General features: G+C 38.1%; 13 protein-coding genes. 6 read left to right on the top strand and 7 right to left on the bottom strand.

The window, feature by feature from the left end; all coding sequences use genetic code 11:
* Positions 1-135: 135 nt before the first annotated feature.
* The 4 genes from QF004_RS06245 (at position 136) to scpA (ending at position 5,966) form a co-directional block, all read left to right on the top strand.
* Positions 136-1,743 (top strand): fumarate hydratase, encoded by a 1,608-nt coding sequence (locus tag QF004_RS06245; RefSeq protein ID WP_307424037.1) that lies wholly within the window; start codon positions 136-138, stop codon positions 1,741-1,743.
* A gap of 92 nt (positions 1,744-1,835) precedes the next feature.
* Positions 1,836-2,114, top strand: a complete 279-nt coding sequence (locus QF004_RS06250) for a hypothetical protein (protein WP_133439335.1) — start codon at positions 1,836-1,838, stop codon at positions 2,112-2,114.
* A 453-nt stretch (positions 2,115-2,567) separates the two neighbouring features.
* Complete coding sequence (gene prfA / locus QF004_RS06255; protein WP_133439334.1) at positions 2,568-3,656, top strand: peptide chain release factor 1; 1,089 nt, start codon at positions 2,568-2,570, stop codon at positions 3,654-3,656.
* Between the two features lie 192 nt (positions 3,657-3,848).
* On the top strand, positions 3,849-5,966 hold the full coding sequence (scpA, locus tag QF004_RS06260; RefSeq protein ID WP_307424041.1) for a methylmalonyl-CoA mutase: 2,118 nt from the start codon (positions 3,849-3,851) through the stop codon (positions 5,964-5,966).
* Between the two features lie 103 nt (positions 5,967-6,069).
* Here the strand turns inward: scpA and QF004_RS06265 are convergent, their stop codons facing one another.
* The 6 genes from QF004_RS06265 to QF004_RS06290 all read right to left on the bottom strand — a co-directional run bounded on the left by QF004_RS06265 (position 6,070) and on the right by QF004_RS06290 (position 11,501).
* Complete coding sequence (locus QF004_RS06265) at positions 6,070-6,576, bottom strand: hypothetical protein (protein WP_307424044.1); 507 nt, start codon at positions 6,574-6,576, stop codon at positions 6,070-6,072.
* A gap of 449 nt (positions 6,577-7,025) precedes the next feature.
* Entirely contained in the window at positions 7,026-8,345 is a 1,320-nt protein-coding gene (gene sufD / locus QF004_RS06270) for a Fe-S cluster assembly protein SufD (protein WP_133439329.1), read from the bottom strand.
* Between the two features lie 52 nt (positions 8,346-8,397).
* Complete coding sequence (locus QF004_RS06275) at positions 8,398-8,766, bottom strand: four helix bundle protein (protein ID WP_307424047.1); 369 nt, start codon at positions 8,764-8,766, stop codon at positions 8,398-8,400.
* Between the two features lie 64 nt (positions 8,767-8,830).
* Positions 8,831-9,574 carry a Fe-S cluster assembly ATPase SufC gene (gene sufC / locus QF004_RS06280; protein ID WP_133439328.1) on the bottom strand — a complete coding sequence of 248 codons (744 nt, stop codon included), beginning with the start codon at positions 9,572-9,574 and terminating at the stop codon, positions 8,831-8,833.
* A 120-nt stretch (positions 9,575-9,694) separates the two neighbouring features.
* Positions 9,695-11,146 (bottom strand): Fe-S cluster assembly protein SufB, encoded by a 1,452-nt coding sequence (gene sufB, locus QF004_RS06285; protein WP_133439327.1) that lies wholly within the window; start codon positions 11,144-11,146, stop codon positions 9,695-9,697.
* 25 nt (positions 11,147-11,171) lie between these two features.
* Positions 11,172-11,501 (bottom strand): iron-sulfur cluster assembly accessory protein, encoded by a 330-nt coding sequence (locus QF004_RS06290; protein WP_133439326.1) that lies wholly within the window; start codon positions 11,499-11,501, stop codon positions 11,172-11,174.
* Between the two features lie 148 nt (positions 11,502-11,649).
* Here QF004_RS06290 and QF004_RS06295 point away from each other — a divergent pair, with 148 nt between their 5' ends.
* The gene (locus QF004_RS06295) at positions 11,650-12,459 is read left to right on the top strand and encodes a GLPGLI family protein (RefSeq protein WP_133439325.1); all 810 of its coding nucleotides are present in this window, start codon (positions 11,650-11,652) and stop codon (positions 12,457-12,459) included.
* Between the two features lie 54 nt (positions 12,460-12,513).
* Here QF004_RS06295 and QF004_RS06300 read toward each other — a convergent pair whose 3' ends face one another.
* On the bottom strand, positions 12,514-13,278 hold the full coding sequence (locus tag QF004_RS06300) for a murein L,D-transpeptidase catalytic domain family protein (protein WP_133439324.1): 765 nt from the start codon (positions 13,276-13,278) through the stop codon (positions 12,514-12,516).
* 217 nt (positions 13,279-13,495) lie between these two features.
* Here QF004_RS06300 and QF004_RS06305 point away from each other — a divergent pair, with 217 nt between their 5' ends.
* Positions 13,496-13,663 (top strand): hypothetical protein, encoded by a 168-nt coding sequence (locus QF004_RS06305; RefSeq protein ID WP_165983195.1) that lies wholly within the window; start codon positions 13,496-13,498, stop codon positions 13,661-13,663.
* Positions 13,664-13,720 lie beyond the last annotated feature (57 nt).

Consider the following 13,720-nt stretch of genomic DNA (forward strand, 5'->3'; position numbering starts at 1 on the left):
TTTTTTACTTTGAATTTACATAAGTTTTAGTTTGAATAATAAATCAAAAAATATCAACCTGATAATAATCCTGAAAATGCGGTTTCGTGGCAAGTCTAAAATTCCTTAATTTTACACTTCAAAAAAAATTAAAAAATGGAATTCCACTACCAAGAACCTTATCCGATCTTAAAAGACGATACCCAATATAAAAAACTCACCTCCGAATATGTAACCGTGGAACAGCTCGGCGACAGAGATATTTTAAATATCGATCCAAAAGGATTAGAACTTCTTGCAGAAAATGCTTTGGCAGACGTTTCTTTTATGTTGCGTTCTGCACATTTACAAAAACTGAGAAACATTATTGAAGATCCTGAAGCAACTGATAACGACCGTTTTGTGGCCTATAATCTTTTACAGAATGCTGCAGTTGCGATTGAAGGAGCACTGCCTTCCTGCCAGGACACAGGAACCGCAATCTGTGTAGCAAAAAAAGGTGAAAACGTTTACACCGGAGCTGACGACCCAGAATGGATTTCAAAAGGAATTTACAACACCTATCAGGAAAAAAACCTGAGATATTCCCAAATCGTTCCTTTAACAATGTTTGAGGAAAAGAATTCCGGCTCTAATCTTCCCGCTCAAATCGACATTTATGCCGAAACTGGAAACGAGTACAAGTTTTTATTTTTAGCAAAAGGCGGCGGCTCAGCAAATAAAACTTTTCTCTATCAGAAAACGAAATCTTTGCTCAATGAAAATTCTTTGGATGCTTTTGTCCGTGAAAGAATTATGGATCTGGGAACTGCGGCTTGCCCGCCCTACCATTTGGCTTTGGTGATTGGCGGAACTTCTGCAGAAGCCAATTTAGCAGCAGTGAAAAAAGCGAGCGCCGGATATTACGATCATCTTCCAACTGAAGGAAATATGGGCGGACAGGCATTCCGTGATTTGGAATGGGAAAAAAGAGTTCAGAAAATATGCCAGGAAAGTTCCATCGGAGCACAGTTTGGCGGAAAATACTTAACCCACGATGTTCGGGTGATACGACTTCCCCGTCACGCAGCTTCCTGTCCCGTTGGAATGGGCGTTTCCTGTTCTGCCGACAGAAATATCAAAGGAAAAATTACCAAAGACGGAATCTTTCTGGAACAGCTGGAAACCAACCCAAAACGTTTTTTACCGGAAACAGCACCACACTTGGAAGCAGCCGTAAATATCGATCTAAACCAACCAATGCCGGACATCTTAGCGGAACTTTCAAAATACCCTATTAAAACACGGCTAAGTCTAAACGGTACTTTAATCGTTGCCCGGGATATCGCTCATGCAAAAATCAAAGAATTGTTAGACAGCGGAAAACCGATGCCTGACTATTTCAAAAACCACCCGATTTATTACGCAGGTCCGGCAAAAACCCCAACGGGAATGGCTTCAGGAAGTTTCGGTCCCACCACCGCCGGCAGAATGGATGTTTATGTAGACGAATTCCAATCTCATGGAGGAAGTATGATTATGCTCGCCAAAGGAAACCGAAGTAAAGAAGTTACCGACGCCTGTCACAAATATGGCGGATTTTACCTAGGATCGATTGGCGGACCGGCAGCAATCTTAGCAAAAGAAAACATTACCTCCGTAGAAATTGTTGATTTTGAAGAGCTTGGAATGGAAGCTGTGCGAAAAATTGAAATTAAGAATTTCCCGGCTTTCATTATTTCGGATGACAAAGGAAATGACTTCTTCGAATCAATCGCCCATTAAGTAAATTTATAATCAATTAAAATAACAAAAATCAGGAGCAAATTTTTTGTCCACATCAAAATTTATCCTATTTTTGCCTAAAATCTATTACAATGATCCTGTTATCATCATTTTGGCCTTTCTACCAGTTCCTTTGGACCATATATTTCGTATGTATGTTCTTGATTGGGTTCTGGTGTATTTTTATGTTTTTTGGATATATCATTCCACTTTGGCTTACTGTCGGATTGGCAGAATATTTTGGAAAAACAAAACCTTTTGATCCAGAAGAAGTAAGAAGAAAAATCATGACCGAGCAGGAAGGAGTAGAACTTCTTTACAGCAACCCAAAAGGGCGCGGTCCATTTCTTCACACCGACGGTCATCACTAGTTGATGTCATTGCTTTCCCTCATTAATTCGGGAAAAGCAATCACAAAGCAAAATCATATATAACAATCAGTTTCTATTTTTAGGAACTGATTTTTTTGTGCGGCTCCACTCTCGCAGAGAGCTGTCATTTGAATTATCGAAGGACGCGGTGTTTTTTTAAGGAGCTACAAAACTCCGTTGTTTTACAAGACCCCACCCGTTTTCCGCTGTATCTTTTACTCCACTTCGTTCCGCAAAAGGATGCCGCTGCAACCGAGGCTACAACAACTTGCAGTTCTTATTTCCACAGGCAGAATCAACGTTGCCCTCCTCCAGAAAGGGATTTAAAATGAGAATCCCAGCTGCAAGACGATTGATTAAAAACATCCATTTCTTCAGCAGTCCTATTTAGGAAACCTGCTCTTTCTACTTGGCTCATTTTTCTTTATCTTTGCACACTACAAAAATCCCAAAATGTCAAAGTCACTTATACCGAAACTCGAAGCCATAAAACAACGCTATAACGAAGTTGCAGACCTTATCATCCAGCCGGAAATCATTTCTGACCAGAAAAAATACTCCACGCTGAATAAAGAATACAGCGACCTGGGGAAAATTGTTGCTGTTTTCGACCAATACATGCAGGCTTTGAACACGATTGAAGAATCCGACGAAATCATCGCCGACGGTTCAGATAAAGAGTTTGTCGAAATGGCAAAAGTAGAAAAATACGAAATGCTCGATAAAATCCCAGGATTGGAAGAACAGTTAAAAGTTCTTTTGATCCCAAAAGATCCGACCGATGACAAAAACGTTATCGTCGAATTAAGAGCCGGTACTGGTGGCGATGAAGCGGCAATTTTTGTAGAAGATGTCTATCGCGCCTACGCCATGTATTTCAAATCAAAAGGCTGGAAACATGAAATAACCGATTTCAGCGAAGCTTCAAAAGGCTACAAGGAATTGATTTTAAGAGTTGAAGGAAATGACGGCGTTTATGGCATCATGAAATTCGAATCCGGCGTTCACCGGGTACAGCGCGTTCCTGAAACAGAATCGCAAGGAAGAGTTCACACCTCGGCAATTACCGTAGCCGTTTTACCGGAAGCAGAAGAAATTGACTTTGAACTAAATCCGGCAGACATCGAAATGCAGACTTCGAGATCTGGTGGTGCAGGTGGGCAAAACGTAAATAAAGTAGAAACAAAAGTTCAGTTGACGCACAAACCTTCCGGAATGGTCGTGGTTTGTCAGCAGGCACGTTCCCAGTTGGCTAACCGTGAACTGGCAATGGAAATGCTTCGTACCAAATTATACGATATCGAATTGCAAAAAGCAGTTGGTGATGTTGCCGCCCAAAGAAAATCAATGGTTTCCACCGGAGACCGTTCGGCAAAAATTAAAACCTATAACTATTCTCAAGGAAGAGTTACCGATCACAGAATCAACAAGTCAATGTACAACCTTGATGCATATATGAACGGTGATATCCAGGAAATGATTGACGCCGTGATTATGGCGGAAAATGCAGAGAAAATGAAAGGCGAGGAGGATAATTATTAATATAATCCTTAAACAGGTTCAACATATTTATAAAACTTTCAGATTTTTCTGGAAGTTTTTTTTAATAAATCTTTGGTCGCTGCGTTATTGAATTCGTGAATGCACAAAAATCAACAGTTAAATTGCGATATTTTTTCTGCCATAAAAATTTCTTAAAAAACCGTAACTTTACTTCCTCTAAAGCCAAGAACAATGCGCCAAAAAATACAAAACACAAATCCAGACTTTTCCCTAAAACCGGAACAAACAGTTCCCTATTTTTTCGAAAAAGACGGTTTGGAAATGAAATCCTCTTACACCGAAAAAGATTCAAAAACTTTAACAGAAAAACAATATTCTGCAGGAGTTGCACCTTATTTGAGAGGACCATATTCAACCATGTATGTTCAAAAACCTTGGACGATTCGGCAATATGCAGGATTTTCGACGGCGGAAGAATCCAATGCTTTTTATAGAAGAAATTTAAAAGCTGGACAAAAAGGTTTATCTGTTGCATTCGATTTGGCAACGCATCGTGGCTACGATTCCGATCATCCGAGAGTGGAAGGTGATGTCGGAAAAGCTGGCGTTGCGATTGATTCCATCGAAGACATGAAGATTTTATTTAATGAGATTCCTTTGGATGAAATCTCGGTTTCTATGACGATGAACGGCGCCGTTTTACCGGTATTGGCATTTTACATTGTGGCGGCAGAAGAACAGGGAGTTTCACAAGAAAAGTTATCAGGAACCATTCAGAATGACATTCTAAAAGAATTCATGGTTCGGAATACCTATATTTATCCACCGACTCCTTCCATGAAAATCATTGCTGATATTTTTGAATATACGGCTAAAAACATTCCGAAATTTAATTCCATTTCCATTTCGGGTTATCACATGCAGGAAGCTGGTGCGACGCCGGTATTGGAAATGGCGTACACTTTAGCCGACGGTTTAGAATATGTAAGAACCGGAATGAAAGCCGGAATGAAAGTCGATGATTTCGCTCCCCGTTTATCTTTTTTCTGGGCAGTTGGAATGAATCATTTTATGGAAATTGCCAAAATGCGGGCAGCGCGCTTTATCTGGGCAAATTTATTAACGCAATTCAATCCGCAGAATCCCAAATCTTTAGCCTTAAGAACCCATTCGCAAACTTCGGGTTGGAGTTTAACAGAACAGGAACCTTTCAATAATATTACCAGAACGGCTATTGAAGCTTTGTCTGCAGCACTAGGCGGAACGCAATCTTTGCATACGAATGCCTTGGATGAAGCGATCGCTTTGCCAACCGATTATTCCGCAAAAATTGCCAGAAATACCCAAATCATTCTACAACAGGAAAGTGGAATCTGCGATGTCGTCGATCCAATGGGCGGAAGTCACCTGGTAGAAAGTTTGACTCAACAAATGATTGATGAAGCTATGAAATTCATCGATGAAGTTGAATTGGAAGGCGGAATGACCAAAGCCATAGAAGCCGGAATTCCGAAAATGAGAATCGAAGAAGCCGCCGCAAAAAAACAAGCGAAAATCGACAGTGGCGAAGAATTTATCATTGGGGTAAATTCCTTTAAATCCACTCAAAAACAAATGGATTTAGAAATATTGGATATCGATAATTCCGAAGTTCGAAGAAAACAGATTGAAAGATTGCATCAAATCAAGAACGATCGAAATCCCGAAGCGGTTGCAGAAGTTTTAAATCAATTAAAAGAAGCTGCAAAATCCGGCGACGGAAATTTACTTGAAATCTGCATTGAAGCGGCAAGAAGAAGAGTAACTTTGGGAGAAATGAGCGACGCTATGGAAGAAAGTTTCGGACGTTACAAAGCCAATATCAGAACCATACAAGGAGTTTACGCCATGAATGCAAGCAAAAATGAATACTTCGGTAAAGCACTTTCTTTAGCGGAAAAGTTTGAAGAAAACGAAGGACGAAGACCGCGAATTATGGTCGTGAAAATGGGACAGGACGGTCATGACCGTGGTGCAAAAGTAGTGGCAACAGCATTCGCCGATATGGGATTCGACGTTGATGTGGCACCATTATTCCAAACACCGGAAGAAGTGGCAAAACAGGCGGTAGAAAATGACATTCATATTTTGGGTGTTTCCTCTTTGGCGGCCGGCCATAAATTTCTAGTTCCGCAGGTTGTGGCAGAATTGAAAAAGCTCGGTGCAGATGACATTACCATCGTTGTTGGAGGCGTAATTCCTAAACAGGATTATGAGTTTCTTTATGAAAACGGTGCTGATTTTATTTTCGGACCTGGAACGAATCTACCTAAATCGGCTTGTGAGATTTTGGAAGGATTTTTAAAATAGACTAATAGATAAAAGAAGAAAGATAAAAGACTTCGAGTCGTAATATTAAATTAAGAGAGAGAAATAAAGTCTAATTACTCTCTTTTAATTATTTTAAGTTAGATTAAAGAGCAATAATCAAATTTTCTACTTCCGACTTTCGGTCGAAATATTTCTTTTGTAAATCCGAATTCTCTCCCATTCTTTTATAATATTCCAAAGCTTTTTGTCCGAAGAATTTTTTATGAAAATCAGAAACATCGGGAACTAGTGGAAATTCTTTATGAAAGAGCATTTCGTAATACGACTGAAATTCTCTTTCGTTTTTATCTTCTACTAAAGTTTCCTGCGCTTTCTGACGAACGTGCAACATTTCATGCGCAACCATGTTTGCAACCAAATTCAGATCGAAATCAAAAAGGTTTCGGGGAATCATAACCATTTGTTTTTCGCCGAGAACTCCTTCTGTGGTCAACAACATTTTATCAGGTTCCAATTCTGTCCGGAAACCGAAACCTGCAAAGTTTTCGCTTTCTAATCCGAAGAAATTAATGAGAAATTGTGCAGCATCGAAAATCTGATCATGCTGTTTGTAAGCGTTGAGATGGTCTTTGACATGTTCTAAATTCATCACTTAAAGATATTAATTTTTGCTTCAAAACATGATCTGTAACTAAAGTTTTTTAATACAAATGGGCAAAGAAACTACAAATACACTTAAAAAATTACGGTCGCAAAGGCGTTTGACTTCGTCGAATCTTCGGTTCCACTTAGCAAAGTGCAGATTTAAAAATATTAATATTGAATTTACGATTGAATGAAATTTGTAAACCGTTGATTTGGCTAAAGCCACTCACTTGTTTTCATAAAAAAACGAGCCGAAGCCCGTTTCTATTGATGGTTTTGTTTAGAAAACAATTTTATTTTTAAATCCCAGTTGCGACCCGACTTGAGTGGAGCTCTTTTTAATTGTGGGCTGAGCGATGCAGAAGCCGATAATTAAAAAAGCGGGAACGGAAGGCGGAAAAGTCGCCAAAAAAAAATAAAAAATTAACTTTCGACGTAGTCAAGTTTGTCGCCCTAATAAATATCTTCAAACTCCATATCCACTTCTAATTTCTCTGCCAAAAGTTTGGAAATTTTAACTCTAAGTGGTTCAATATCGATATTTTCCATTGCGTCATTCGCAAAGGCGAACAATAACATTGCCTGCGCTTCTTTTTTGGAAATTCCACGGGCACGAAGGTAAAACAAAGCGTCTTCATTCAATTGACCGACTGTACAACCGTGAGAACATTTCACATCATCTGCGAAAATTTCGAGTTGTGGTTTGGTGTCAACCGATGCTCCTTCATCCAACAGAATATTATTGTTTTGCTGATAAGCATTGGTTTTCTGCGCGATTTTATCTACAAAAACTTTACCGTTGAAAACCCCGTGAGATTTGCCTTTGTAAATTCCTTTGTAGTTTTGGTAGCTCTCGCAATGTGGCGTTTTGTGATGAACTGCGGTATGATGATCCACCAATTGCTCGCCATCGATGATCGTAATTCCGTTCATAAACGAGTTGATATTTTCACCGTTATGAATGAAATCCAAGTTGTTACGCACTAATTTTCCTCCGAAAGAGAAAGTGTTCACCGTCGTTAAACTGTCACGTTCCTGTTTGGCGAAAGTGTGATCCATCATGTACGAAGTGTCGCTGTCATTCTGCACTTTATGCCAATCTGCTTTTGCATTTTGGTACGTAAAAATTTCAGTCACAGAATTGGTAAAAACGTAAGTTTCATCGAAATTATGGTGGCTTTCGATGACTTCGATTTTAGAGCCTTCTTCAGCAATCAATAGATTCCGGGTGTTGTAAACTGTGTTTTCTTCCTGGTTCTGAGAAATATAGAAAACGTGAATCGGTTTTTCGATGACCACATTTTTTGGGACTTTTAAGAAAAATCCTTGCTTGCAATAAGCAGTATTCAAATTCGTAAACGCTAAATTTTGATCAGCGATTGTATTGAAATACTGATCGAAAACGTCTTTATGTTTTGGATCGTTGAGTGCATAATTGAACGAAAGTAACTCTACATTTTCAATGGTAATTTTTGACAGTTCTTTATGCAACTTTCCATTAATGAAGACAATCCAGTCGAAATTTTCTTCGCCCAAATGCAGTTCCTCAATCTGTTCTTTGGAAATCGTATGTGCTTCTGTAGGGAAGAAATTATAATTTTTCTCGGTGATTTCCCGTAAGTTCGTGTATTTATATTCCTCGTCTTTTTTAGTGGGAAAACCGTAATGAAAGAACTTTTTGAGTGCTTCATTCCGGGTCTCATCCAGAAAACGGTGTTGAAGCGTTTCTAAAAAAGCGGTGTGGTTATTCTGTATATTTTCTAATAGAGCCATTATTTATATTTGATATTTGAAGTTTGATATTTGAAATTCTTATGCTCAAACATCATTCATTTTCTTTATTCCTATTAAATTTATTGCCTTTATGTTCCGAATTTTTAAGATAAGTAATAAATCCTGACAGCATTTCCGACATGTTAGCTGCTTCATCTTTAAGAGCTAAAAAAGTACTTTCATCCAGATAATTCCGATCAAATGCCCTTATTAACTGAGAACGGACTTCTCCTACAGACCCTTTCGACATGGTAAGGAAATTTACAAATTCTCTGTTTCCCTCCCTTTCGAAACCTTCAGCAATATTATCCATCACAGAAGCAGAAGACCGATCGATTTGATTTTGATCATGTTTTTGAAATTTGATATTTTTAAGACCATGCCTGTCTATATTTTGACAAAAAATCCTTGATTTTTCCAAATTTCCAGATCTTCGAAGTTTTTATCGTTCGCATAATATCAAATTTCTAGCATCAAATTTCAAATTAATTAAGCAGCCAATCGTACCCTTTTTCTTCCAATTCTAAAGCAAGAGATTTATCACCGGTTTTGATGATTTTTCCGTCAGCTAAAACGTGTACAAAATCGGGTTGAATATAATCTAAAAGTCTTTGGTAATGAGTGATTAAGAGAACCGCATTTCCTTCACTTCTGAAAGAGTTTACGCCGTCTGCAACGATTCTTAAGGCATCAATATCCAATCCGGAATCGGTTTCATCCAGAATCGCTAATTTCGGATTCAACATCATCATTTGGAAGATTTCGTTTCTTTTTTTCTCGCCACCGGAAAAACCTTCGTTGAGTGAACGGGCCAGAAAATCTCTTTTGATATTTAATTTCTCAGAATTTTCTTTGACCAAAGCCAACATTTCTTTCGCCGGCATCGCTTCTAAACCTTTTGCTTTTCGGTTTTCGTTGATGGCCGCTTTGATAAAGTTGGTCACGGTAACTCCCGGAATTTCTACCGGATATTGGAACGAAAGGAAAATTCCTTCGTGCGCTCTTTCTTCAGGCGCATCTTCGATGATATCTTTACCTTCGAAAAGAATTTCACCGTCGGTAACTTCATATTCCTCTTTCCCTGCAATAACTGAGGCTAAAGTAGATTTTCCTGCTCCATTGGGTCCCATAATAGCGTGTACTTCGCCGGGATTGATTTGTAGATTGATTCCTTTTAAGATTTCTGCTCCGTCCTGGATTCTCGCGTGTAAGTTGTTAATTTTTAACATAATATGAAATGAGGTAATTAGATAATTTAAAAGTTAATTACTTCCTGTTTTTTTACTGTTATGATATATAATTTCTTTAAAAAAAGTTTTGAAATGAAAGTTCAAATGGAAAGATCATTTTTACCCAACACTTCCTTCTAAAGAAATTTCTAATAATTTTTGGGCTTCAATCGCAAATTCCATCGGTAGCTTATTCAAAACTTCTTTTCCGAAACCGTTGACGATCAATGCAATTGCTTTTTCGGTGCTGATTCCTCTCTGATTGCAATAGAAAATTTGGTCTTCACCTATTTTTGAAGTCGTCGCTTCGTGCTCGAGTTGAGCGGTCGGATTTTTTACTTCGATATAAGGGAAAGTATGTGCGCCACATTCATTGCCCATTAAAAGAGAATCACATTGCGAAAAGTTGCGTGCTCCTTTTGCAGAAGGCATCATTTTCACTAATCCTCTATAAGAGTTGTTTGATTTTCCTGCGGAAATTCCTTTAGAAATAATCGTTGATTTGGTATTTTTCCCGATGTGGATCATCTTGGTTCCGGTATCTGCATACTGGTGATGATTGGTTACCGCAATTGAATAAAATTCTCCAACAGAATTATCACCTTTTAAGATACAGCTCGGATATTTCCAGGTTACAGCAGAACCGGTTTCAACCTGCGTCCAGGAAATTTTTGCGTTTTTCTCACAAATTCCCCGTTTGGTTACGAAATTGAAAACGCCACCTTTACCTTCTGAATCTCCGGGATACCAGTTTTGAACGGTAGAATATTTAATTTCTGCATCATCCATTGCGATTAACTCTACGACCGCCGCATGCAGCTGATTTTCATCTCTTGCAGGTGCAGTACAGCCTTCCAGGTAAGAAACATAGCTACCTTCATCAGCGATTAACAAAGTTCTTTCAAACTGACCGCTTCCGGATTTATTAATTCTGAAATAAGTGGAAAGTTCCATCGGACATTTCACGCCTTTTGGAATATAGCAGAAGCTTCCGTCTGAAAATACGGCTGAGTTTAAAGCTGCATAGTAGTTATCCCCTCTTGGAACTACCTTTCCGATATATTTACGCACCAATTCCGGATAATCTCTGATGGCTTCAGAAATAGCGCAGAAAATAATTCCTTTATCTTTTAAAGTTTTTTGAAATGTAGTTTTTACAGAAACTGAGTCAATCACAATATCCATTGCAACCCCTGAAAGTCTTTTCTGTTCCTCAATATTGATTCCTAATTTTTCAAAGGTTTTCAGTAATTCCGGATCTACTTCATCTAAACTGGCTAATTCCGGTTTTACTGTTGGCGCCGCATAATAACGAATGGCTTGGAAATCTGGCTTTTCATAAGTCACATTTGCCCATTCCGGCTCCTCCATTTTCAGCCACATTCTGTAAGATTCCAGACGCCACTCGGTCATCCATTCTGGTTCTTCTTTTTTCGCAGAAATCATTCTTACGATTTCTTCAGATAAACCGGTCGGAAAATCGTCATATTCTATATCCGTGGTAAACCCGTATTCATATTTTTGATTTTCAAGATCGACCCTAAGATCGTCTTCCGTATATTTTGTTGCCATTTTTTATATGAAAATTAAATGTGTTTTACAGCGAGAAACTCTCACCGCAACCGCAAGTTCTGTTTGCATTGGGATTGTTGAATACAAATCCTTTCCCATTCAACCCTGCTGAAAATTCTAGTATTGTTCCTGCTAAATAAAGCACTGATTTTTTATCGACAATGATCTTAATCCCATTATCTTCGAAAACCTGATCTGAATCTGTTTTTACATTATCAAATTTCAGAACATATTCTAAACCGGAACAACCGCCGCTTTTTACACCGACTCTTATATAATCTTCCAAAGGATCGAAACCGTCTTCAGTCATTAACTGAAAGGCTTTTTCTTTCGCTAGATCGCTAACTTTTATCATTGTTTTTATTTAGAATCATTTTAGATTGCAAAATTACTAATAATATAATGAATATCAAATTTGCTTCGGTATATTTGTCTATCAATCTTATAGACGGTGAAATTTAACTTTTACCTTTAATTATTATCAAAAATCAAATTATTTAAGAATGAAAAAAATCGCCGTGCTTACCCTGGGCTTAGCTGCCCAAATTATTTTCGCTCAAGCGAACCGTTTTGTGTATCAAGTCACTATGAAACCAGATTCTACGGATAGAAGTGCCACAAAAACAGAATTAGCCCATCTTGACATTTCCGGAGGAAACTCTATTTTCTACGCTGAAAACAGATTGAAAAGAGATTCCATTATGGGACGGATGAGACAGACCGGAAGTTTTAATTTTGACAGAAGCCAAATGCAGAATTTGCGAACCAATATGGATTTCATTATTGAAAAAGATTACAAAACCGCGAAAAAATTATATAAAGCAAGAATTCTGCGCGATCAGTACGCTTATGAAGAAGACCGGCCAATGAACTGGAAAATCCTTCCCGAAACAACAACTATTGGCGAATACAAAACCCAGAAAGCAGAAACACAATTTGCTGGGAGAACTTGGCACGCTTGGTTTACGACCGAAGTTCCTTTTCAGGATGGCCCTTATAAATTTTCAGGATTGCCGGGTTTAATTGTAAAAGTTGAAGATGCTAAAGGCGATTACAGTTTCGATTTAAAAGAAGCAAAGAAAATTAATGAAATTGCTGCTTTCGAACAATTTGGCTCTACGATTTCGGTGAAAAGAGCTGCATTTGAAAAGCAGCAGGATCAGTTCAGAAAAGACCCAGCTGCAGCGATGGCAGCGATGACACGTGGTGGTGGATCATTTAGAATTCAGATGGATCCAAATCAGCGAAAACAAATGGAGGAACGCCAAAAAGAAGAACAGAAGAAAAATAACAATCCGATTGAGTTAAAATAAATTATAAACAATCCCGGTTCGCAATTGTGAACCGGGATTGTTTTGTTTTAGGTTTTAAATATTCTCCTCAGCCTTCAGCCATTTCGAACTGGAAAGGTATTGATTGTCGGGATAATAAATAAAAAGACAATTTTTCCCTTTGATGGTATTGATAATCGGTTCAGCCAAAGCGCGGGGAACAGCGGGGCAACCCCAGCTTCTGCCAATGCGTTTTTGATTTTTAATAAAACCTTCGCTCACATAATCTGCACCGTGCATCACGATCGCGCGACGGAAGGCGGCATCATTGTAACCGGAATCCATTCCTTCAAGTTTCAACGAATAACCGTTGGAACCATTATAAGTACTTTCTGTAATGAAAAAACCAAGACTGCTTTGCAAAGAACTCTCGGTATTTGAAAATTTCTGAGCGAATTCTTCACCTGTGTTTTTTCCGTGTGCAACCAGCGAGTTATAAAGGACTTTTTTTTCATTCAAATCAATGACCCAAAGTCTCTTCTCTGTGGACGATAACGAAAAATCGCAAATGGTTAATAAATGAGAATCTTCATCTAATTTTCCTTCTTTTTTAAGATTGGTAAATCCTAAAAAGGCTTTTGAAAAAACTTCGGACTGCAGCCGGTTGATGTTGTCGAAACTGATCGAACTGTAAATTTCTTCCGCATATTTTGCGGTGGAGCTCGGCTCTGCTTTCAGGACTAAATTTTGTGTTTGTTTATTTAAAGGAGTTTCTGTCGGGTTTTTCTCCAAATCTTCTAATTTATAAAAAGAGGTAGCGAAAAATAAAACAGTTATTAATGGTAAAAGGACCTTCTTCATTCTATATTATGTTAAACGATTTTTCGTTGGCAAAATTACAATTAATTAATTGTCAAGCAATTGAATAGTAAATTTTTAACTTTATTTAAGAAGATTTAACGATTATCAGGTTACGTCGATTATATTTATTAATTTTGCAAAAGCATGTCACGAACTTTGAAAATATTTTTTATCGTTTTGGGATTGAGTATTTTTATTCTTCCCAAGCAGATGATTTATGCTCAAACTACTGTTCAGTGCTGTGATCAGAAACCGACCAAAGAAGAGTGTTGCAAAACAAAAAAACCAATCTCCTGTCATTCTGAAAACTCCACAGACCATTCCCAAAAAAACAAATGCGGCGACGATTGTAACAAATGTCATTCCTGCACGGTTCATTTCGTAATGAATTATCTTTCATCAGAATTTAATTCAAATTTAAAAAAGCATTTGTTTATTCAGG

This window comes from Chryseobacterium sp. MDT2-18 (assembly GCF_030815285.1).
Lineage (GTDB): Bacteria > Bacteroidota > Bacteroidia > Flavobacteriales > Weeksellaceae > Kaistella > Kaistella salivictor.